Annotated in this window: 19 protein-coding genes and 1 pseudogene; 14 read left to right on the forward strand and 6 right to left on the reverse strand. The window is 70.8% G+C overall.

Annotated features, from left to right (window positions below; genetic code table 11):
* Positions 1-142 precede the first annotated feature (142 nt).
* Both H7965_RS21550 and H7965_RS21555 read left to right on the forward strand, forming a co-directional pair.
* Positions 143-1138 (forward strand): Bug family tripartite tricarboxylate transporter substrate binding protein, encoded by a 996-nt coding sequence (locus H7965_RS21550; RefSeq protein ID WP_186772651.1) that lies wholly within the window; start codon positions 143-145, stop codon positions 1136-1138.
* 500 nt (positions 1139-1638) lie between these two features.
* Positions 1639-1785: pseudogene (locus H7965_RS21555) on the forward strand (IS701 family transposase); the annotation flags it as partial.
* Between the two features lie 43 nt (positions 1786-1828).
* On the opposite strand, the gene H7965_RS21560 reads toward H7965_RS21555, so the two are convergent.
* Positions 1829-3298 (reverse strand): ATP-binding protein, encoded by a 1470-nt coding sequence (locus H7965_RS21560; RefSeq protein WP_186772652.1) that lies wholly within the window; start codon positions 3296-3298, stop codon positions 1829-1831.
* A gap of 146 nt (positions 3299-3444) precedes the next feature.
* Between H7965_RS21560 and H7965_RS21565 the strand changes: the two genes are divergently transcribed.
* Genes H7965_RS21565 through H7965_RS21575 form a run of 3 tightly spaced genes read left to right on the forward strand, consistent with a single transcriptional unit; the run spans position 3445 to position 5499 of the window.
* Positions 3445-4062, forward strand: a complete 618-nt coding sequence (locus tag H7965_RS21565) for a hypothetical protein (protein ID WP_186772653.1) — start codon at positions 3445-3447, stop codon at positions 4060-4062.
* 49 nt (positions 4063-4111) lie between these two features.
* Complete coding sequence (locus tag H7965_RS21570) at positions 4112-4540, forward strand: nuclear transport factor 2 family protein (RefSeq protein ID WP_186772654.1); 429 nt, start codon at positions 4112-4114, stop codon at positions 4538-4540.
* Positions 4537-5499: a Bug family tripartite tricarboxylate transporter substrate binding protein gene (locus H7965_RS21575; RefSeq protein WP_186772655.1), complete on the forward strand. Its 963-nt coding sequence runs from the start codon at positions 4537-4539 to the stop codon at positions 5497-5499. The genes H7965_RS21570 and H7965_RS21575 overlap by 4 nt, the downstream gene beginning before the upstream one ends.
* A 210-nt stretch (positions 5500-5709) precedes the next feature.
* Here the strand turns inward: H7965_RS21575 and H7965_RS21580 are convergent, their stop codons facing one another.
* From H7965_RS21580 to H7965_RS21595, 4 genes are all read right to left on the reverse strand, one after another.
* Positions 5710-7152, reverse strand: a complete 1443-nt coding sequence (locus H7965_RS21580; RefSeq protein WP_186772656.1) for a hypothetical protein — start codon at positions 7150-7152, stop codon at positions 5710-5712.
* 80 nt (positions 7153-7232) lie between these two features.
* Complete coding sequence (gene fliP / locus H7965_RS21585) at positions 7233-7973, reverse strand: flagellar type III secretion system pore protein FliP (RefSeq protein ID WP_186772657.1); 741 nt, start codon at positions 7971-7973, stop codon at positions 7233-7235.
* Positions 7970-8239 (reverse strand): flagellar biosynthetic protein FliO, encoded by a 270-nt coding sequence (locus H7965_RS21590; protein ID WP_186772658.1) that lies wholly within the window; start codon positions 8237-8239, stop codon positions 7970-7972. The genes fliP and H7965_RS21590 overlap by 4 nt, the downstream gene beginning before the upstream one ends.
* Before the next feature lie 40 nt (positions 8240-8279).
* On the reverse strand, positions 8280-8552 hold the full coding sequence (locus tag H7965_RS21595) for a hypothetical protein (protein ID WP_186772659.1): 273 nt from the start codon (positions 8550-8552) through the stop codon (positions 8280-8282).
* A 30-nt stretch (positions 8553-8582) separates the two neighbouring features.
* Here H7965_RS21595 and H7965_RS21600 point away from each other — a divergent pair, with 30 nt between their 5' ends.
* From H7965_RS21600 to recA, 8 genes are all read left to right on the forward strand, one after another.
* Positions 8583-9056, forward strand: a complete 474-nt coding sequence (locus H7965_RS21600; protein ID WP_229682733.1) for a flagellar basal body rod protein FlgB — start codon at positions 8583-8585, stop codon at positions 9054-9056.
* A 23-nt stretch (positions 9057-9079) separates the two neighbouring features.
* Positions 9080-9487: a flagellar basal body rod protein FlgC gene (gene flgC, locus H7965_RS21605; RefSeq protein WP_186772660.1), complete on the forward strand. Its 408-nt coding sequence runs from the start codon at positions 9080-9082 to the stop codon at positions 9485-9487.
* Positions 9487-9783, forward strand: a complete 297-nt coding sequence (locus H7965_RS21610; RefSeq protein ID WP_186772661.1) for a flagellar hook-basal body complex protein FliE — start codon at positions 9487-9489, stop codon at positions 9781-9783. The genes flgC and H7965_RS21610 overlap by 1 nt, the downstream gene beginning before the upstream one ends.
* Before the next feature lie 124 nt (positions 9784-9907).
* Positions 9908-10183, forward strand: a complete 276-nt coding sequence (locus H7965_RS21615) for a flagellar biosynthetic protein FliQ (protein WP_186772662.1) — start codon at positions 9908-9910, stop codon at positions 10181-10183.
* Positions 10180-10944 carry a flagellar biosynthetic protein FliR gene (locus H7965_RS21620; RefSeq protein WP_186772663.1) on the forward strand — a complete coding sequence of 255 codons (765 nt, stop codon included), beginning with the start codon at positions 10180-10182 and terminating at the stop codon, positions 10942-10944. Before H7965_RS21615 ends, H7965_RS21620 begins: the two co-directional genes overlap by 4 nt.
* A gap of 3 nt (positions 10945-10947) precedes the next feature.
* Positions 10948-12015, forward strand: a complete 1068-nt coding sequence (locus H7965_RS21625) for an EscU/YscU/HrcU family type III secretion system export apparatus switch protein (RefSeq protein WP_186772664.1) — start codon at positions 10948-10950, stop codon at positions 12013-12015.
* 127 nt (positions 12016-12142) lie between these two features.
* On the forward strand, positions 12143-13645 hold the full coding sequence (locus H7965_RS21630; protein WP_186772665.1) for an ATP-binding protein: 1503 nt from the start codon (positions 12143-12145) through the stop codon (positions 13643-13645).
* Between the two features lie 222 nt (positions 13646-13867).
* A complete protein-coding gene (recA, locus tag H7965_RS21635; protein ID WP_186772666.1) occupies positions 13868-14914 on the forward strand; it encodes a recombinase RecA in 1047 nt (348 codons plus the stop codon).
* A 50-nt stretch (positions 14915-14964) separates the two neighbouring features.
* On the opposite strand, the gene H7965_RS21640 is transcribed toward recA, so the two are convergent.
* Positions 14965-15495: a YciE/YciF ferroxidase family protein gene (locus H7965_RS21640; RefSeq protein ID WP_186772667.1), complete on the reverse strand. Its 531-nt coding sequence runs from the start codon at positions 15493-15495 to the stop codon at positions 14965-14967.
* 264 nt (positions 15496-15759) lie between these two features.
* On the opposite strand from H7965_RS21640, the gene alaS reads away from it, so the two are divergent.
* Entirely contained in the window at positions 15760-18408 is a 2649-nt protein-coding gene (gene alaS / locus H7965_RS21645; protein ID WP_186772668.1) for an alanine--tRNA ligase, read from the forward strand.
* The last annotated feature ends 127 nt before the right edge of the window (positions 18409-18535 follow it).

The raw sequence follows: 18535 nt of genomic DNA on the forward strand, positions 1-18535 counted from the left end.
GGAGGATTGCGGCACCGCCGAGCGGGCGTCTAGAGATGCAGCGGGCAACCCACGGTGCCCGCAAAGGTTGGTCACTGCCAAAGGCACAGCGCCGAGCCAGCCGCCGAGGTTTGCCTAATCCAATCCTCCTGGAGGTACGAGAATGATCAGCCGACGTGCGGTGCTGGGGGGCGCGGCCCTCGCTGTCCCGGCCCTTTCGGGTGCTCGCGGCCAAGCTCCTGACTTCCCTGCGCGCCCGATCCGCATCGTCGTGCCGTTTGCGCCTGGCGGGGCGGTGGATCTTACTGGCCGCTTCCTGGCTGAGCGCCTCCAGTCGGCCGTGGGGCAGAACGTGCTGGTGGAAAATCGGGGCGGGGCTGGTGGCAACCTTGGTGCCGATGTCGTTGCCAAGGCCGAAAAGGATGGCCACACCCTGCTGCTTGGCTCCGCCTCCATCCTCTGCGCCAATAAATTCCTGTACCGCCGCTCGATGCCGCTGGATCCCATGCGCGACCTGGCGCCGGTGACGCGGGTGGCCACGGGGACGGTGCTGCTGATCGTGAACTCGGGCCGTCCCTGGAAGACATTTGGCGAGTTGATTGCAGCAGCCAAGCGGAATCCCGGCAGGATCACCATGGGCTCTTCCGGTACGGGGACGATCAGCCATCTGGCGATCGAGTCGCTGAAGCGGGCTGCGGGCGTGGATATCACCCACGTGCCTTACCGTGGCGGTGGCCCGGCCTTTCAGGACCTGTATGCGGGCAACATCGACATGATGTTCGACGTGATCCCGGCGGCGATGCCGAACGTGCGAGAGGGAAAGTTCCGCCCCCTGGCAGTCGGCAGCGCCGAGCGCATCACCTACGTGCCGGAGCTGCGCGACGTGCCCGGCATGAAGGAGCTTCTGCCAGACTCGGGCATCGATATGCAGAGCTGGTACGCCATCAATGCACCAGCGGGTACGCCTGAAAGCCGGATTGCATATCTACATCAGGCCATAACACGGGTCGTCCGGTCGGACGAGTTTCGGCAGCGCATGGAGCCGATTGGCTTTACGCCTGTCACGGATGATTCTCCCGCGGCTTACCATGCCTACATGCGCGAGCAGGAGCAGGTATGGCAGCGCCTGGTGGAGATCTCGGGCGCTTCGCTGGACTGACGATCGCCTCCAGTTGCGGCGAAGCGGGCTGAGCACGTTTCGGAGAAGGGCGTGAGCACTGACTGCGGCATCGCAGCACCGTACAGACCCGGCAGTGAAGCGCATTGCCAGAAGCTCGTTGATCTGAACATCGTGCCGAGCACCACCCCTACGTAGCGATGCGCTGCTCGACGCCTTTAAGGACGGGCTCGGCGATGCCGCGACCGAGGAGATCCGGGCGCCTGGGGTGAGGCCTACTGGTGTCTGGCGGAGGTGCTGATCGCCCGGGGGAGTTCCATCTAGGCCAGCTTGGCTGCCGCTCCCGGGGGCTGGACCGGCTGGCGCGAATTCCGGGTGGAGCGAAAGGAGCGCGAGAGCGACGTCATCATCTCCTTCACCCTCTGGCCAGTACCTGACCTTCGGACCGGACCTTCCCGGGCACCCCCCGCTGAAGCGAAATTACAGCGTCTCCTCCGCGCCGAGCGGGGGGATTACCAGATCAGCGTGAAGTAGGTGGTTTATTGATCGGGACGACGCTGGGGTTGTGGGCGTCGTCGCTGTGGGAGACCTAGGCACGGCTTCGTCCATTGCTCACCCAGGACCGGGTGGCGGCATTGGCTGACAGGTTCCTCAATGGGCTGCTCGGTCCGGAGCGGCGTAAGACGGGCTGAATGGGGGCCGGCGGCAGCAGACCAACCTTCTCCTTACCACCTACGCCTCTACATCCCCTGCCGCTGTCTCCCACCCCACCCCAACCACAGCCACGATCCTGCGCCCTGCCGCATTTGGCCGGCACACCACCAGCCCCGCCTCCTCGATGAAACCCAACGCCCGCCGCGCCCGCCCCACCGATCGCGTGCCATAGGCCCGCGCGATCGCCGCATCTCCCGGGCAGGGCGCCCCCGCCAGCGCCGCCGCGGCCAGCAGCAGGAACACCCCTTGCAAATCCTCCGGCAGCGGCGCCGCCAGCGCCTGTGCCTCCGCCCACTCCGGTTGCGCCGCCACCTCCTCCGGCACCGCCGCCTTGCCCACCGCCAGCATCCGCCGGAAGGCGCCGAGGTCCGGTGGGGGACCGCTCAGCGCCTGGATGCGGCAGCGCACCAGGAAATCCTGATACAGCACCGGCACCGGCCGGTAGGCGCTGTCCTCCTCCGCCAGCACCGCCCGCATCACCGCCTCCAGCCGCCGCTGGTGCGCGGCCAGCGCCTCCGGGTCCAGCGGCGGCGGCGCTTCGGCCGGTGCGGCCGGCCGGGCGGCGGCGAGCTGGGCCAGGATGTCGGGCGGGGGCGCGGCAGGGATACGGCGCGGCGGCCGCGGCGCCTCCGGCGGCGGCGCGGCCAGGATCACCGCACGGGCATCGGCCAGCGGCACCTCCGGCAGCGGGGTCAGGCTTGGCCCGGCGCCGCGCGACTCCGTCTCCACCGCGCCGACCCGCACCGCCAGCGGCCGGCGTGAGAGGGCAGGGCCGAGCGCCATGAAATGCCCCCGCGCCAGATCGCGGAACATCTCCGCCTGACGCCGCTCCATCCCCAGCAGATCGGCGGCGCGGGCCATGTCGATGTCGAGGAAGGTACGCCCCATCAGGAAGTTGGAGGCCTCGGCGGCGACGTTCTTCGCCAGCTTGGCCAGCCGCTGGGTGGCGATCACCCCGGCCAGCCCGCGCTTCCGCCCGCGGCACATCAGGTTGGTCATGGCGCCCAGCGCGGCGCGGCGGGCGTCCTCCGCCACCTCCACCGCGCCGGAGGGGGCGAACAGCTGCGCCTCGTCCACCACCACCAGCAGCGGCGTCCAGTGTTCGCGCGGCGCGTCGAACAGCCCGTTGAGGAAGGCGGCGGCGCGGCGGAGCTGGCCGTCCTGGTCCAGCCCTTCCAGGTCCAGCACCACGGAGACGCGGTGGCGCCGCGCCCGGTCACCGGCCAAAGTCAGCTCAGCCTCGGTATGCGCTGCGGCGTCGATGACCAGATGGCCAAAGCGTTCGGCGAGGGAGGTGAAATCGCCCTCCGGGTCGATCACCGCCTGCTGGACCCAGGGGGCGCTGCGTTCCAGCAGCCGACGCAGCAGATGCGACTTGCCGCAACCGGAATTGCCCTGCACCAGCAACCGGGTGGCCAGCAATTCCTCAAGGTCCAGCAGCGCCGGCGCGCCACCCTCCGCCAGCCCCAACTCGATCCCGACCGTCATCCCACCTCGGCTGTCATGGAGTCGGGGGGTCTAGCGCCGCGATGCGGTGGTTGGAAGCCGTGGCGGCGCCGGGCCTAACCCGGCTTTCACCATCTTGGTGTCTGCTGTGGCGCGACCGACCTTCTTCCCGATGCGGAGGCTGCAGCATGCTCCTGGAGACCAGCACGACCCTGCCGGAGTCGCTGCGCGCCGGCCTGCGCTCCGAGCTGGCACCGATGTTCGCCGAGCTGCGCGGCTTCATCGACCGCCGCATTGCCGAGCTCAGCGCCGAGGTGGCGGCGACGGTGCAGATCGTCGATTTCTCCGAGGCCAACCTCTCCGGCCAGCTCGGCCGGATTCATGAGCAGATCGCGACCCTGGTCGCCAACCCCGCCAGCACCACCCGCAACAGCGGGATCGAGCTGGAGGCGGTGGTGCAGACCACCGAGGCGGCGGCCAACACCATCATGGAGGCGGCCGAGGCGATCCAGGACTGGATCAGCCGCGACACCAAGGACCCCGAGGCGCTGAAGCTGCTGTCCGAGAAGGTGAACTCGATCTTCGAGGCCTGCAGCTTCCAGGACGTCACCGGCCAGCGCATCCGCCGCGCCATCCAGCACCTGCAGCAGGTGGAGAGCATGCTGGAAGGCATGGTTCCGGCCATCGTCCCGGCGCCGGAGGCGGCGCGGCTGGAGGTCAAGGCGGTGCTGCACACGGTGGATGCCGCGGCCCAGGCTGGTCCCGATCTTGACCAGGACGACATCGACCGCCTGCTGGGCGGTTGACACCCCGCGCCGCGCCCCCGAGCCTGCCCGCAACAGGCGGGAGGATCGGATGTCCGCGGCATTGGAGGATCGCGAGGCGATCCGTGAATTGCTTGCCGAATACTGCTTCGCGCTTGACGAATGCCGCTTCGAGGCGTTCGGCGCGCTCTTCGCCGAAACCGCCGAATGGGGCCCGAAGCGCATCCCGCAGAAGGCTCGCGGCCCGCGCGCGATCGCCGAGCTGGCCCGCAGCATCGTCCCGGTGAAGGGGGAGGGGCCGGTGCGCCGCCACCTGACCACCAACATCGTCATCCGGCTGGAGGGCGACCAGGCGCGGGTCAAGTCGAATTTCCTGATGGTGCGGGAGAGCGAAGCCGGGCCGCTGCTGGCCATCGCCGGGACCTATGAGGATCTGGTGGTCCGCACCCCGGCGGGCTGGCGCTTCCAGCACCGCGAGATCCTCAACGACATCGCCGGCGACCTCGGGCTGAAGCGATGATCGGCCGGCGGGGTGCGCTGGCTGCGCCATTCCTGCTGTCCGGCGCCGCCCGGGCCCAGGGGCACTTCACCCGCCCGCTGCGGCTGATCGCCCCCTTCGGCCCCGGCAGCACCGTGGACCTCATGGCCCGCGCCCTGGCCGGGCCGCTGGGGGAGGCGCTGGGCCAGCCGGTGGTGGTGGAGAACCGGGCCGGCGCCGGCGGCAACATCGGGGTGGAGGTGGCGGCGCGGGCGGCGAAGGACGGCCACACCCTGGCGCTCGGCACCAGCGGCCCGTTAGCGATCAACCCGGCGCTGCTCGATCGCATGCCCTATGATGTGGCGACGGAACTGGCACCGGTCTCGCTGCTGGCGATCGGGCCGAACCTGCTGGCGGTGGGGCCGGCGGTGGTGGCGGCCGATCTCGGCGCGCTGATCGCCCAGGCGAAGGCCCGGCCGGCCAGGCTGACCTACGGCTCCTCCGGCATCGGCAGCAGCAACCACCTGGCCGGGGCGGTCTTCGCCGCCGCCGCCGGGGTTGAATTGAACCACGTGCCCTATCGCGGCAATGCCGAGATGGCGAACGACCTGCTGGCCGGGCGGCTGGACATGGTGTTCTCCGGCCTGCCGCCGGTGCTGCCGCTGCTGCAGGCCGGCAGCCTGCGCGCGCTGGCCATCGCCGGTCCGCGCCGGGTGCCGCTGCTTCCGGCGGTGCCGACCATGGCCGAGGCCGGGCTGGCGGAGGCTGAGGCGGTGGTGTTCTACGGGCTGGTGACCGTAGCCGGCACGCCGGCGCCGGTGCTGGCGGCGCTCTCCGCCGGGATGCGCCAGGCGCTCGGTCGGGCGGATCTGCAGGCGACCTATACGGGTCTTGGCTCGGCGGCGGAGGGATCCTCACCGGAAGAATTCGGGCGGCTGATCAGCAGCGAGACGGTGCGCTGGCGCGGGGTGATCCAGCGCTTCGGGATCCGGCCGGGGTAGGACGGGCTGGCACCCTGCCGGCTTCCCGTCCGGGCTGAGATCGGCGAATCTGGCAGGCAAGGCGCTGTTTATTCCATTCAGCCGTACCCGGCCATTCTGCCGCCGCCCGACGCGGGCGACTGGCTGCCGGCCGGCGACGTCCCGCGACCTCGGCGTGCGCCCAGTGGCGGCGAAGCTGCACCCCGACCATGACACCCCGGGACTGTACAACTAGACGGGGTTGCTCGACGGCGGCGTGTCGAGCCCCGCGCCCGGCTGAAGGTTCCGCAGCTTCTCGGGGTGGAAGCGGTCGCCGAAGATGTCGCCGAGCGAGGTCTGCAGTGCCGTTCGGGCTCGCACGAAGGCGGTGCGGGCGGTGGTGTCCTCGGGGTGTTGCAGCGTGTCGCGCTCGGCGTCGCGCAGCAGCCGCAGCTCGTCGTTCAGCTGCTTCGCCGTCTCTCGCGGCAGCGCCTTGCCGGCGACATAGACTGCCTGGCTCAGGCCGATCAGGTATTTCAGCGTATCCGGCACCTCGAAGCGTTCCAGGTCGTTCGGCCCGTTGGCCACCAGCGCCGCGGCGGCGAAGGCGCTGAAGGCGAGGGCCTGCACCCGGGTCACGTCGATCTCGCCATCGGCGCCGAGCAGGTCGTGCCAGCGCGGCCGGCGCGGCGCATTGTCCAGCACGCCGGTCGCCAGCAGCCACAGCCGGTTGCCGGTCGATACCACTGGTCCGCCGGCGATGGAGGCAAGGGCGGAGCCGGCCATGGTGATGCCGAGCAGCCAGAGCACGTCGCTCGACAGCGATGACAGCTCCCCGGTGCGGATCAGCACATAGGCGTAGACGCCGACCGCCGCGAGGGTGAAGAGCAGCACCTGGAAGCGCGAGAGGCTGGCGGTACCGAAGGCATCCTGGCTGATGACGATAGGGCTGAAGGCGCGCAGCCAGGCCTGCAGCGGCCGCCGGTCGGGGGCGCGGGAGGCGGTCTCCCGCAGCTGCAGCTCGTGCAGCTGCCGTGCGGCGAGCGCCAGCATCAGATAGAGCACGCCGACGCTGCCGAGGCCGGCCGCCACCGACAGGTAGTATGAGGAGACGGTGACGGTGGTCAGGCCAAACATCGCCGGCCGGTTGGCGAAGGGGGGTGGCGCGGCGCCTTCCGCTACCGCGGGCCGCAGGCAGACGGCAACCGCCAATTGCCAGGTCGAGCGCCAGCCGGTCTCCGGCGGGCGGAAGGCGATGCGGGTCGGGGTGATGCCCTTCTCCGGGATGGGCGGATCGACCCGGGCGACCAGCACGCCCCTGCCATCGGGGGGCGGCAGGGTGCCGGGCTCGCCGCGATAGGCGATGGCCATGAAATAGCCGCCGTTCCAAACGGCATCGGGCATCGCCTCCGGCTTGAGCACCGACACCAGGACGATCGCCTCGGCACCCGAGATCTGCTTCACGTCGCGGTCGATCCGGAGACTGCCCAGCCGCTGGAAGTCGATCCATTGGGCGATGGCGCGGGCGGTACGCCCGGGGTTGCCGGCGGTGCCGCCACCGGACAGCCACCCGGGCAGGCTGCAGAGCGTATCCATGTCGCTTTCGCGCCCCGCGGCGGGCGTGGCCTCCGGCTGGGCGCGCGCCGGCCCGGACAGCGCAAGCAGCAGCAGAACCAGCAGGGGCAGGCCGCGCATCGGGGAGTCCTTCCGCCTCGACGGGCTGAAGCCTAGGGCATGGGCTGCGTCGTCGGAACGGAATCCCGCGTCCCCGGCCGCTATCCGGAGGCGAAGCCCTGCACCAGGCTGCCCGCCACCAGCCGCCAGCCATCGACCAACACGAAGAAGATCAGCTTGAACGGCAGTGAGACCACGTTCGGCGGCAGCATCATCATGCCGAGCGACATCAGCAGGCTGGCCACTACCATGTCGATGACGAGGAAGGGCAGGAACAGCAGGAAGCCGATCTCGAAGGCGCGCTTCAACTCGCTGACCAGGAAGGCCGGCAGCAGCGCCCGCCAAGGCAGTTGATCCGGCCGCGCAGCCTCGGGCAGTGGCGGCAGGCGGGCGAGGTCCATGAAGAGCGCCAGATCGCCTTCCCGCACCTGCGCCGCCATGAAGCCGCGAAAGGGTTCGGCCGTGGCGGCCAGCCCCTCCAGCTCGCCGACCTGGCCTTCCATCAGCGGTGCCAGCCCGGCCCGCCAGCTTTCCTCCAGCACCGGCTGCATGACGAAGAGGGTCAGGAACAGCGCCAGCCCGATCAGCACCGGGTTGGGCGGCACGCCCTGGGCGCCGATGGCACTGCGCAGCAACGACAGCACGATGGCGATGCGGGTGAAGGCGGTGGCCATCACCAGCAGTGAGGGTGCCAGCGACAGCACCCCGATCAGCGCCGTGAGCTGGATGATGCGTGAGGTCGCGCCCACCTGACCGGCGGCGCCAAGGTCGATGCTGACGCTCTGTGCCGCCGCCGGCAGCGCGCCCCCAACCAGCAGCAGCGCGACGAGCCAGCGGGTCACGGCGCCGACCCCGGCGCAGGCGGCAGCCAGCCGACGACCGTATCCTGGCCGCCACCGGTCAACAGCAGTACCTCCCGCCCGTCGCAGCGCAGCAGCAGCAGGCGGCGGCGCGGATCGAGCGCCAGCACCTCCTGCACGGCGAGGCGACGGCCGGTGCGGGGGGCGCCGCCGCCGGCGCGGAAGGCCCGGCCGGTCAGCCAGATCAGCAGCAGCACAACGGCGAGCGCCGCCGCGGCCTGCAGCCAGTGTCCCATCTCCAGACTCATCCCGCGGCCTCCTGCCGGCGGTTGGGGGTTCAGGCGGTGCTCAGGCTTCAGCCGGCGGGCTCGGCAGCGCTGCGGCCAGGCCCTCCACCTCCGCCACCAGCGCCTCCAGCGCCGGGCGTAGCGGCCTTGCGGCGAAGGCCGGCAGCAGGGCGACCGCGGTGCAGAGCCGCGCCGCTTCGGCATCCAGCCCGGCGAGGTCGATCTGCCGCCCGCCCTGCGCCAGGATGCGGGCCAGCGTCACCGTGCCCTGCATGGATTGGATGGCGGTGAGGATCGGCAGGGTCAGCGGTTCCGCACCGGGGCCTTGGGTCATGCCGGGATGCTCGCATGGCCAGGTTAAGCGATGCTTGCGACGGCACCGGCACTGCCGCCGATGGCCGCCGCCCGGCTTAACGTTCCCTTTGCGGAATTGCGGCATATCGGGCGCATGGACCCCTCGCGCACCTCGACCATCGCCCTTGCCGAACGCCGCCTGGCTTGGCTGGACACCCGGCAGGCGGTGCTGGCGCAGAACATCGCCAATGCCGATACGCCCGGCTACCGGCCGCGCGACATCACCCCCTTCGCCGCGCTGCTGGCGCGGGGCGGCGGCGTGGCATTGGCGCGCACCGATGGCCAGCACATCGCCCAGCGCCGGGGTGAGCCACTGGCACGGCCCGACCGCGGCGCCGTGGAACGGGCGCCGAATGGCAATGCCGTCTCCCTGGACCGGGAGGCGATGCGGGTGGCGGACACCGATACGGCGCATGCGCTGGCCACCGGCCTGCATCGCCGCTGGCTCGGCATGTTCCGCACTGCGCTGGGCCGGCAGCAGTAATCCTCGCACGGAAGGCAGGCCGCATGGATCTCGATCAGGCTTTACGCATCTCGGCCGCCGGCATGCAGGCGCAGTCGACGCGGCTGCGGGTGGTGGCGGAGAACCTCGCCAACCGGGACAGCACCGGCCAGTCGCCCGGCGCCGACCCCTATCGCCGCAAAACCGTGACTTTCGCCAACCGGCTGGACCGCCAGGCGGGGATGGAGACGGTGCGGGTCAGCCGCGTCGGCACCGCGCCCGGCGAGTTCCGCCAGGACTACGACCCCGGCCACCCGGCGGCCGACGCCCGCGGCTACGTCATGCGCCCCAACGTCGACAGTCTGGTCGAGATGATGGACATGCGGGAGGCCCAGCGCAGCTACAGCGCCAACCTCTCGGTGCTGGAGACCACACGCGGCATGCTGACCCGCACCATCGAGGCGCTGCGCTGATGCCAGCCCCGATCGCCCCGGCGCAGGCGGCGGCGGCCTATCGCGCCGCGGCGGCCGGTGAGGGCGTGGGCGGGGCCGAAGGCGGCTTCGGCGCCACCCTGCGGCGCGCGGTGGAAAGCGCGGTGGACCTTGGCCGCAGCGCCGATGCCGCGACCAGCCAGTCGATGCTCGGCCAGGGCAGCGTCACCGATGTGGTGCTGGCGGTGTCGCGCGCCGAACTCGCGCTGCAGACCGCAGTCGCGGTGCGAGACCGCATGGTGGCCGCCTATCAGGATGTGATGCGCATGCCGATCTAGCCGGCTGCGGTAACCGTCATGCGCGGGCTCGACCCGCGCATGACGGCAGGGTGGCGGTGTGAAGCCGGCGCCATCTTCAACGCCACCCAATACGGGTGGCCGCAACACCCGCAGGAGGCGGGCGATGGACGAGACCCCCACCTCTCTCGCGGTGCGCGAGGCACTCTGGATGGCGGTGCAGCTGGCCGGGCCGCCGCTGGCGGCGATGCTGGTGATCGGCCTCATCATCTCCATCCTGCAGGCGCTGACCCAGATCCAGGAGGCGACGCTCGCCTTCCTGCCCAAGCTCGCCGTCATGGGAATGGTGCTGCTGCTGCTGGGGCCGGCCATGGTCGGCTCCATGCGCGGCTATGCCGTCGGGCTGTTCGACCGCATCGTCGCCGTTGGCGGCCTGCCATGAGCTGGGAGGCGCTGCCCGATCTCGCCTTCCAGTCGATGCTGCTGCTGGCACGGCTCGGCGGGGCGGTGATGCTGCTGCCCGGCCTTGGCGAGCAGGAGGTGCCGGTCGCCCTCCGCCTCGCCCTGGCGCTGGCGCTGGTGGCGTTGCTGCTGCCGCCGCTGGCCGCCGGCCTGCCGCCGCTGCCGGCCGAGCTGCCGGAGCTGCTGCGGCTGCTGCTGGGTGAGACCGCCATCGGGCTGCGGTTCGGCATGCTGGGCCGGCTGGTGGCGCTGGCGATGGCGCAGGCCGGGCAGATGGTGGCGCTGATGATCGGGCTCAGCAGCCCGCTGCAGACCGACCCGATGCTGGGGGCGCAATCCACCGCCACCGGCCGGCTGTTTGCGCTGTTCGCCGCCACCCTGGTGCTGGCCAGCGGGCTCTATGCCATCCCGCTGGAAGGGTTGGTGCGGAGCTATGCGCTGCTGCCGCCGGGCGCGCCGCTGCCGCTCGGCAGCACGGCGGAGGCGCTGGCGCAGGGGCTGGCGGACAGTCTCGGCGTCGCGCTGCGGCTGGCCGGGCCGCTGGTGCTGGCCGGCATTCTCGGCAATTTCGCCCTGGCCCTGCTGGCCAGGGTGGCGCCGCAGGTGCAGGTCTTCGCCCTGGCAGCGCCGGTGCAGATCATCGGCGGGCTGCTGCTGCTCATGCTGGTGCTGCCGTCGCTGGCCGGCGTCTGGCTGGCCAGCAGCCACGACGGCTTTCTCGCCATGACGGGCCCGCCCTGAGCCATGGCCGGGGAGAATGGCAAGGAGGCCGAGGATCGCACTGAAGCCCCCTCGCAGCGCCGGCTCGACAAGGCGCGCGAGGAAGGCCAGGTCGCGCTCTCCCGTGAGGCGGTGGGATTCGCCACCCTGCTGGCGGCGACCCTCGCCGGCTTCATGGCGCTGCCGCCGCTTGGGCTGGAATGGCTGCGGGCGATGCGTCTGGTGTTCGAGGCGCCGAACCTGGCCGGCGGCCTGCCGGCGGTGGAGGCGCTGCTGCGCGCCTCCGCCCTGGTGCTGCTGCCGGTGCTGGGGCTGGTGGCGATGGCCGCAATCTTCGCCAGTCTGGCGCAGACCGGCCCAGGGCTGCATTGGCAGAAGCTGGCGCCGGATCTGGCACGGCTCAGCCCGCTGGCGGCACTCGGCCGGCTGTTCGGGGCGGAAGGGTTGGCGGAGCTGCTTCGCACCCTGCTGAAGCTTGACGTGGTCGGCGGGGCGCTGTGGCTGGCGGTGGAGCCGGAGGTGCTGCGGGCGGCGCCGCACCAGCCGGCGGCGATGCTGCTGCGGGACGCCGGGCGCGGCGTGCTGCGGCTGCTGGTGGCGATGCTGCTGGCCTTCGGCGGCCTTGCCCTGCTCGACCTGCTCTGGGTCCGCTGGCGGCACCTGCGCAAGCTGCGAATGAGCCGCGAGGAGGTGAAGCAGGAGCAGCGCGAGAGCGAGGGCGACCCGCATGTCAGGGCACGGCTGCGGCAGATCCGCGAGACCAGGGCGCGGCGCCGGATGCTGGCGCAGGTGCCGAAGGCCACGGTTGTCATAACGAACCCAACTCATTACGCTGTGGCTCTGACCTACCAGCAGGGGCAATCCGCGGCGCCGAAGCTGGTGGCCAAGGGGGCGGATGCGATGGCCGCGCGCATCCGCACGGCGGCCGAGGAGCATGGCGTGCCGATCGTCTCCAACCCGCCGCTCGCCCGCGCCCTGTTCAGGCTGGAACCGGATACCGAGATTCCCGCCGAGCATTGGCAGGCGGTGGCCGAGATCATCGCCTATGTCTGGCGCCTGCAGGGAAGCCGGCTGGGGATGACGGGTGGCTGAGCCGCGCCACGACATGGGCCGAGGCGCCCGGCAGCCGCGACCGGCAGGCGGCTGGCCAGGCTTCCTCGGCCGCGGCAGGGGCTCGGGGGAGGCGTTCCGGCTCCTTTTTGGTGCGGCACCGGAGGGCATGGCGCTGCTCGATGCCAGCGGGGCCATTCTCGCTGCCAACCCGGCGCTCGGCCGGCTGGCCGGGCTGGCGGTGCCGGTCCGGCCTGGGCTGGCGGTGGCCCAGCTGGTGGTGCCGGCGGAGCGCGCGGCGCTGGCGACCCTTCTGGCCGAGGCCTTGGCCGGTCGGGCGGCGGCACCCCTGGCGGCCACCCCGGCCGGTCCCACCGCGCCTGAGGATGCGAGCTGGGAAATCTCGGTTGAGGCACTGCCAGCAGGTGCCGGGGCGCCGCTGCTGCTGCGGGTCGGCGACCGCACCGCGGCGCGGCGGGTTGAGGCGCGGTTGACCTCAGCCGGGCGGCTCGAGACCATCGGCCGGCTGGCTGGCGGCATCGCGCATGACTTCAACAATCTGCTCGCCGTCGTCGTCGGAGGCGTCGGGGCGATCCGGGCCGCCGGGGTCAGCCCGGCCCAGGCGGCGGATGTGGCGGCGGTGGAGGATGCCGCCCGGCGCGGCGCGGCGCTGGTCGCCCATTTGCTTGCCTTCGCCCGGCAGCACCGGCTGCAACCGCGCATCCTGGAGCTGAACGCCGCGGTTGCCGGCATCGCCCCGCTGCTGCGCCGGCTGCTTGGCGAGGCCATTGTGCTGGAGCTGCGGCTGGAGGCGCCGGGGCGGCGGGTGCGGGTCGATCCCGTGCAACTCGACCAGGTGATCCTCAACCTCGCCGCCAATGCGCGGGAGGCAATGCCGGCCGGCGGCACGCTACGGATCGCCACCGGGCATGCGGTGGTGCTGCGGCCGGAAGGCGAGGGGCCGGGCGCCCTGCCGCCGGGGTGCTATGCGGTGCTGGAGGTGACCGACACCGGCAACGGGATGCCACCCGAGGTGCTGCCGCGGCTGTTCGAGCCCTTCTTCACCACGCGGCCGGACAAGGGCGGCACCGGCCTCGGCCTGGCGACGGTGCAGGGTATCGTCGCCCAGTTCGGCGGCCATATCGACGTCACCAGCCGGCCGGGGGAGGGGAGCTGCTTCCGCATCCACCTGCCGCGGCAGGATGCCCAGGCGGAACTGCCGGCTGCGCCGGCGCCACCCGCTCCGGCCGTGACGGCGGGCGAGAGGCGGCCGGTACTTCTGGTGGAGGACGAGGCCTCGCTGGCCCGGCTGGCGGAACGGCTGGTGCAGCGGGCGGGGCATGCCGTGGTGGTGGCGGATTGCGCCGAAGCGGCGCTCGAGTTGATAGAGGCGGGCATGGTGCCGGCGGCGTTGATCAGCGATGTGGCGATGCCGGGCATGGACGGGGTGGCACTGGCCCGGATGCTGCGGCAACGCTGGCCGGGGCTGCCGGTGGTGCTGCTCTCGGGCTATGCCAAATCGGCGCTTGGCCAGGATTTCGAGGATGAGGGCTTCCGATTCCTGGCAAAGCCCTATGTGCCCCAGGAGCTGCTTCACATGCTGGAGCGGGCAATGCCCGCGAAGGTTGTGGCGGATGAGGAAATCAGCCGGAGCACGCTTGATGTTTACTAAATGTTCTTGTGCTTCGGCGTCAGCCGGACCATATTCGTCAGGCCGCAGCGGAAGGACGCTGCGAATTCGGTTGCGGTAGTGTTCCAAAACGATTCGGCTGCGTGTTAAGATTCGGACGGCACAACCCGTCCCCTGCGCGCAATGGTTGTGCCGGGCCCAGGGCGGGCCAGGGCGCAGTTGCAGGGACGGGGCAGCGGCGCGCAACAGCGGGGATAGCCAGATATGGATAAGGGAAAGGCGCTCGACGCCGCGCTGAGCCAGATCGAGCGGGCCTTCGGCAAGGGCTCGATCATGCGCATGGGCGCGCGCCAAGCGATGGATGGCGAGATCGAGGTGGTCTCCACCGGCTCGCTCGGGCTCGACATCGCCCTCGGCATCGGCGGCGTGCCGAAGGGCCGTATCATCGAGATCTATGGGCCGGAAAGCTCGGGCAAGACCACCCTGGCGCTGCACATGATCGCCGAGGCGCAGAAGAAGGGTGGCACCTGCGCCTTCATCGACGCCGAGCATGCGCTCGACCCAGGCTATGCGAAGAAGCTGGGCGTCGACATCGACAACATGCTGATCAGCCAGCCCGATGCCGGTGAGCAGGCACTCGAGATCTGCGACACGCTGGTGCGCTCCGGCGCCATCGACGTGCTGGTGGTCGACAGCGTCGCGGCGCTGGTGCCGCGGGCCGAGCTGGAAGGCGAGATGGGCGACAGCCATGTCGGCCTGCACGCCCGGCTGATGTCCCAGGCGCTGCGCAAGCTGACCGGCACCGTCTCCCGCTCCAACTGCCTGCTGATCTTCCTGAACCAGATCCGGCTCAAGATCGGCGTCATGTTCGGCAACCCGGAGACCACCACCGGCGGCAATGCGCTGAAATTCTATGCCTCCGTCCGCCTCGAGATCCGCCGTACCGGCGCGATCAAGGACCGCGAGAGCGTGGTCGGCAACCAGACCCGGGTGAAGGTGGTGAAGAACAAGATGGCGCCGCCGTTCCGCGTCGTCGACTTCGACATCATGTACGGCGAGGGCATCTCCAAGCTCGGCGAGCTGATCGACCTCGGCGTCAAGGCCGGGGTGGTCGAGAAGTCGGGTGCCTGGTTCAGTGCCGAGGGCCAGCGGATCGGCCAGGGACGGGAGAACGCCAAGCTCTTCCTGCGCGACAATCCGGCGCTGGCGGCCACCATCGAGCAGAAGGTGCGGTCCCAGGCCGGCGTCGTCGCCAATGCCATGCTGGTGGCCGGCGAGGAGAACACCGAGGACAGCGCCGCGGCCGAATAGGCCGGGGCAGGGCGGGCGCCTGGGGAGCATCCCCGGGCGCCCGTTTCGCATCAGGCGGCGCCGCGGCTCGCCTTCTGGTCATTCGCCGGCTTCTGGCCGAGCGCGGCGGGGTTCACCTCGCCTTCGGCGATCTCGGTCAGCAGCTCGTCGGTGTCCTTCTCCTCCTTCAGCGTCTGCGCCATCAGATCGGCGCTCTTCTGCTCGCCCATCGCCTTCAGCATGGCGGTCAGCGTGCCATAGGCGGCCATCTCATAGTGTTCCACCTTCTGCGCGGCGCCGATCAGGGCGGCGTCGAGCACCGGCCCCTGACTCAACTCCTCGATCATCTCCTCGCCTTCCTCGACGAGGCCCTCCATCGCCTCGCAGGTCTCACCCTCGGGCTCGATGCCGAGCGCCTTGCAGACCTGCTCCAGCCGCTCAACCTGGCGCTTGGTGACAGCGAGGTGTTCCTGGAAGGCCTGCTTCAGCTTCGGGCTGGTCGCCGCCTTCTGCATGTTCGGCAGGGCTTCGAGGATCTGGGTCTCGGCGCTGTAGGTGTCTTGCAACGACATCTCAAGCAGGTCGCGGATGCTGTCGGCCATGCGGGTGCCTCCTTGTGTTTCCCTTGGGTGTTTCCCTCGGGGCGCGGCACGGAACCCCGTGCCGACACGCTGGGGGGAAACGGGCGCCCCGCGCGGTGGTTGCCGCGCCACACGGAACGTCACCAGGTGCAACGGGTGCCGCCAGCCGGGGCGGCGCCACTCGACTGCCCTCCCGCCGCGCGGTAGGACGGATTTCGGCGCCGCGGGCCGGATCGCGCGCGGGCCAGGAGACAGGAACCCCGCCCCGGGGGCAAATGGACAGCGATGACCAGCAGCAACGACATCCGCGCCACCTTCCTCGACTACTTCGCCCGCAATGGCCATCAGGTGGTCGAGAGCTCGCCGCTGGTCCCGCGCAACGACCCGACCTTGATGTTCGCCAACAGCGGCATGGTCCAGTTCAAGAACGTCTTCACCGGCCAGGAGAAGCGCGCCTACAGCCGCGCGACCACGGCGCAGAAATGCGTCCGGGCCGGCGGCAAGCACAACGACCTGGACAATGTCGGCTACACCGCCCGGCACCATACCTTCTTCGAGATGCTGGGGAATTTCAGCTTCGGCGACTACTTCAAGGAACAGGCTATCGGCCACGCCTGGGAGCTGCTGACCAGGGACTTCGCCCTGCCGAAGGATCGGCTGCTGGTCACCGTCTATTCCGAGGATGAGGAAGCCCCGGTCTACTGGAAGAAGATTGCCGGCCTGCCGGACAGCCGGATCATCCGCATCCCGACCGCGGATAATTTCTGGCGTATGGGCGACACCGGCCCCTGCGGCCCCTGTTCCGAGATCTTCTTCGACCATGGCGACAAGATCCCCGGCGGCCCGCCCGGCTCTCCGGATGAGGATGGCGACCGGTTCATCGAGATCTGGAACCTGGTCTTCATGCAGTTCGAGGAAGGCCCGCCCGGCACCCGTGTGCCGCTGCCACGCCCCTCGATCGATACCGGCATGGGGTTGGAGCGCTTCGCCGCCATCCTCCAGGGCAGGCACGACAATTACGACACCGACACGCTGCGGGCGCTGATCCTCGCTTCGGCGGAGGCGACCGGGCAGGACCCTGACGGCCGCTGGAAGGTCAGCCACCGCGTCGTCGCCGACCATCTGCGCGCCGGCACCTTCCTCATTGCCGATGGCGTGCTGCCCTCCAACGAGGGCCGGGGCTATGTGCTGCGCCGCATCCTGCGCCGCGCCATGCGCCACGCCCATCTGATGGGCAGCCGGGAGCCGCTGCTGCATCGGCTGGTCCCCACCCTGATCCGCCAGATGGGCGCGGCCTACCCGGAGATCGTCCGCGCCGAGGCGCTGGTGACCGAAACGCTGAAGCTGGAGGAGACGCGGTTCCGCAGCCTGCTGGAACGCGGCCTTGGCCTGCTGGCGGAGGAGGCGGGACGGCTCGGCACCCAGGGCACGTTGCCTGGCGAGGTCGCCTTCCGCCTCTACGATACCTATGGCTTCCCCCTCGACCTGACGCAGGACGCATTGCGCGCCGAGGGCAAGCATGTGGATGTCGCCGGCTTCGAGGCGGCGATGGCCGAGCAGAAGCGCCGCGCCCGCGCCGCCTGGGCCGGCAGCGGCGAGGCCGCGACCGAGACGGTCTGGTTCGACCTGAAGGAGAAGCTCGGCGCCACGGAATTCCTGGGCTACTCGACCGAAACCGCCGAGGCCGAGATCCTGGCCATCGTCCACGACGGCAAGCCGGTGGACCGCGCCCCGGTGGGCGCCGAGGTGGCCGTGGTGCTGAACCAGACGCCCTTCTACGCCGAGAGCGGCGGCCAGGTCGGCGACACCGGGCTGATCTCCGCCGGCGAGGCCTGCCGCATCATCATCCGCGACACCCAGAAGAAGCTGGGCGAGCTGTTTGTCCATATCGGCACGGTGGCGCATGGCGAGGCGACCCCCGGCCTCGCGGTGCAGGCCGAGGTGGACCACGTCCGGCGCGGCAATATCCGCGCCCACCACAGCGCGACGCATCTGCTGCATGAGGCGCTGCGCCGCCGGCTCGGCACCCATGTGGCGCAGAAGGGCTCACTGAACGCGCCGGACCGGCTGCGCTTCGACATCTCCCAGCCGACGCCGATGACCGATGCCGACCTCGCCTGGACCGAGGCGGAGGTGAATGCCCGCATCCGCGAGAACGCCGAGGTGACGACGCGGCTGATGACGCCGGATGCCGCGGTGCAGATCGGCGCCATGGCACTGTTTGGCGAGAAATACGGCGATGAGGTGCGCGTCGTCGCCATGGGCCATGACCCGGCGGCCACGGAGAAATTCGGCGTCTATTCGCTGGAGCTTTGCGGCGGTACCCACGTGCGCCGGACCGGCGACATCGGCCTGTTCAAGATCGTCTCGGAAGGCGCCGTCGCCGCCGGCGTGCGCCGCGTGGAGGCCGTCACCGGCGAGGCGGCGCTGCGGCTGATCGAGGAGTCCGAGATGCGGCTGCGGGAGGCGGCGGCGGCGCTCAGGGTTGCGCCAGCCGAGGTGCCGGCCCGGGTCGCCGCGCTGGTCGAGGAGCGCCGCAAGCTGGAGCGTGACTTGGCCGAGCTGCGCAAGCAGTTGGCGACCGGCGGCGGCGCGGCGGCGGTGGAGACGATCAACGGGCTGGCAGTCGCGCTGCGCAACCTGGGCGAGACGCCGGCGCGCGACCTGAAGGGCATTGCCGAGGCGATCCTGAAAGGCGGCGATGTTGAGGTTGTGGCGCTGGTCTCGACCGCCGAAGGCAAGGCCAGCATCGTCGTCGGCCTGGCCGAGGCGGCGAAGGGCAAGGCCGATGCGGTGGCGCTGGTGCGCGCCGCGGCAGCGGCGGTCGGCGGCAAGGGCGGCGGCGGCCGGCCGGAGATGGCGCAGGCCGGCGGGCCGGATGGCGGCAAGGCAGATGAGGCGCTGGCGGCGATCCGGGTGGCGCTGGGCGGCTAGCGTTGCGAGGGGAGCGGGGCTCCCCTCGTTGGACGTCTTCGGCGTCCAAACCTTACACCGACGGCCCTGGACCTTGGCACTTTCAGGGCCGCCATGACCCGGGCGAGCACCGGATGGGCGCTCGCCC

This window comes from Siccirubricoccus deserti, from assembly GCF_014283215.1.
Taxonomy (GTDB): Bacteria; Pseudomonadota; Alphaproteobacteria; order Acetobacterales; family Acetobacteraceae; genus Siccirubricoccus; species Siccirubricoccus deserti.

Excerpts from the sequence above, each read along its gene's own strand:
- H7965_RS21550 (WP_186772651.1), top strand. The coding sequence starts at position 143 with ATGATCAGCCGACGTGCGGTGCTGGGGGGCGCGGCCCTCGCTGTCCCG.
- H7965_RS21560 (WP_186772652.1), bottom strand. The coding sequence starts at position 3,298 with ATGACGGTCGGGATCGAGTTGGGGCTGGCGGAGGGTGGCGCGCCGGCG.
- H7965_RS21565 (WP_186772653.1), top strand. The coding sequence starts at position 3,445 with ATGCTCCTGGAGACCAGCACGACCCTGCCGGAGTCGCTGCGCGCCGGC.
- H7965_RS21570 (WP_186772654.1), top strand. The coding sequence starts at position 4,112 with ATGTCCGCGGCATTGGAGGATCGCGAGGCGATCCGTGAATTGCTTGCC.
- H7965_RS21575 (WP_186772655.1), top strand. The coding sequence starts at position 4,537 with ATGATCGGCCGGCGGGGTGCGCTGGCTGCGCCATTCCTGCTGTCCGGC.
- H7965_RS21580 (WP_186772656.1), bottom strand. The coding sequence starts at position 7,152 with ATGCGCGGCCTGCCCCTGCTGGTTCTGCTGCTGCTTGCGCTGTCCGGG.
- H7965_RS21590 (WP_186772658.1), bottom strand. The coding sequence starts at position 8,239 with ATGAGTCTGGAGATGGGACACTGGCTGCAGGCCGCGGCGGCGCTCGCC.
- H7965_RS21595 (WP_186772659.1), bottom strand. The coding sequence starts at position 8,552 with ATGACCCAAGGCCCCGGTGCGGAACCGCTGACCCTGCCGATCCTCACC.
- H7965_RS21600 (WP_229682733.1), top strand. The coding sequence starts at position 8,583 with ATGCTTGCGACGGCACCGGCACTGCCGCCGATGGCCGCCGCCCGGCTT.
- flgC (WP_186772660.1), top strand. The coding sequence starts at position 9,080 with ATGGATCTCGATCAGGCTTTACGCATCTCGGCCGCCGGCATGCAGGCG.
- H7965_RS21610 (WP_186772661.1), top strand. The coding sequence starts at position 9,487 with ATGCCAGCCCCGATCGCCCCGGCGCAGGCGGCGGCGGCCTATCGCGCC.
- H7965_RS21615 (WP_186772662.1), top strand. The coding sequence starts at position 9,908 with ATGGACGAGACCCCCACCTCTCTCGCGGTGCGCGAGGCACTCTGGATG.
- H7965_RS21620 (WP_186772663.1), top strand. The coding sequence starts at position 10,180 with ATGAGCTGGGAGGCGCTGCCCGATCTCGCCTTCCAGTCGATGCTGCTG.
- H7965_RS21625 (WP_186772664.1), top strand. The coding sequence starts at position 10,948 with ATGGCCGGGGAGAATGGCAAGGAGGCCGAGGATCGCACTGAAGCCCCC.
- H7965_RS21630 (WP_186772665.1), top strand. The coding sequence starts at position 12,143 with ATGGCGCTGCTCGATGCCAGCGGGGCCATTCTCGCTGCCAACCCGGCG.
- recA (WP_186772666.1), top strand. The coding sequence starts at position 13,868 with ATGGATAAGGGAAAGGCGCTCGACGCCGCGCTGAGCCAGATCGAGCGG.
- H7965_RS21640 (WP_186772667.1), bottom strand. The coding sequence starts at position 15,495 with ATGGCCGACAGCATCCGCGACCTGCTTGAGATGTCGTTGCAAGACACC.
- alaS (WP_186772668.1), top strand. The coding sequence starts at position 15,760 with ATGACCAGCAGCAACGACATCCGCGCCACCTTCCTCGACTACTTCGCC.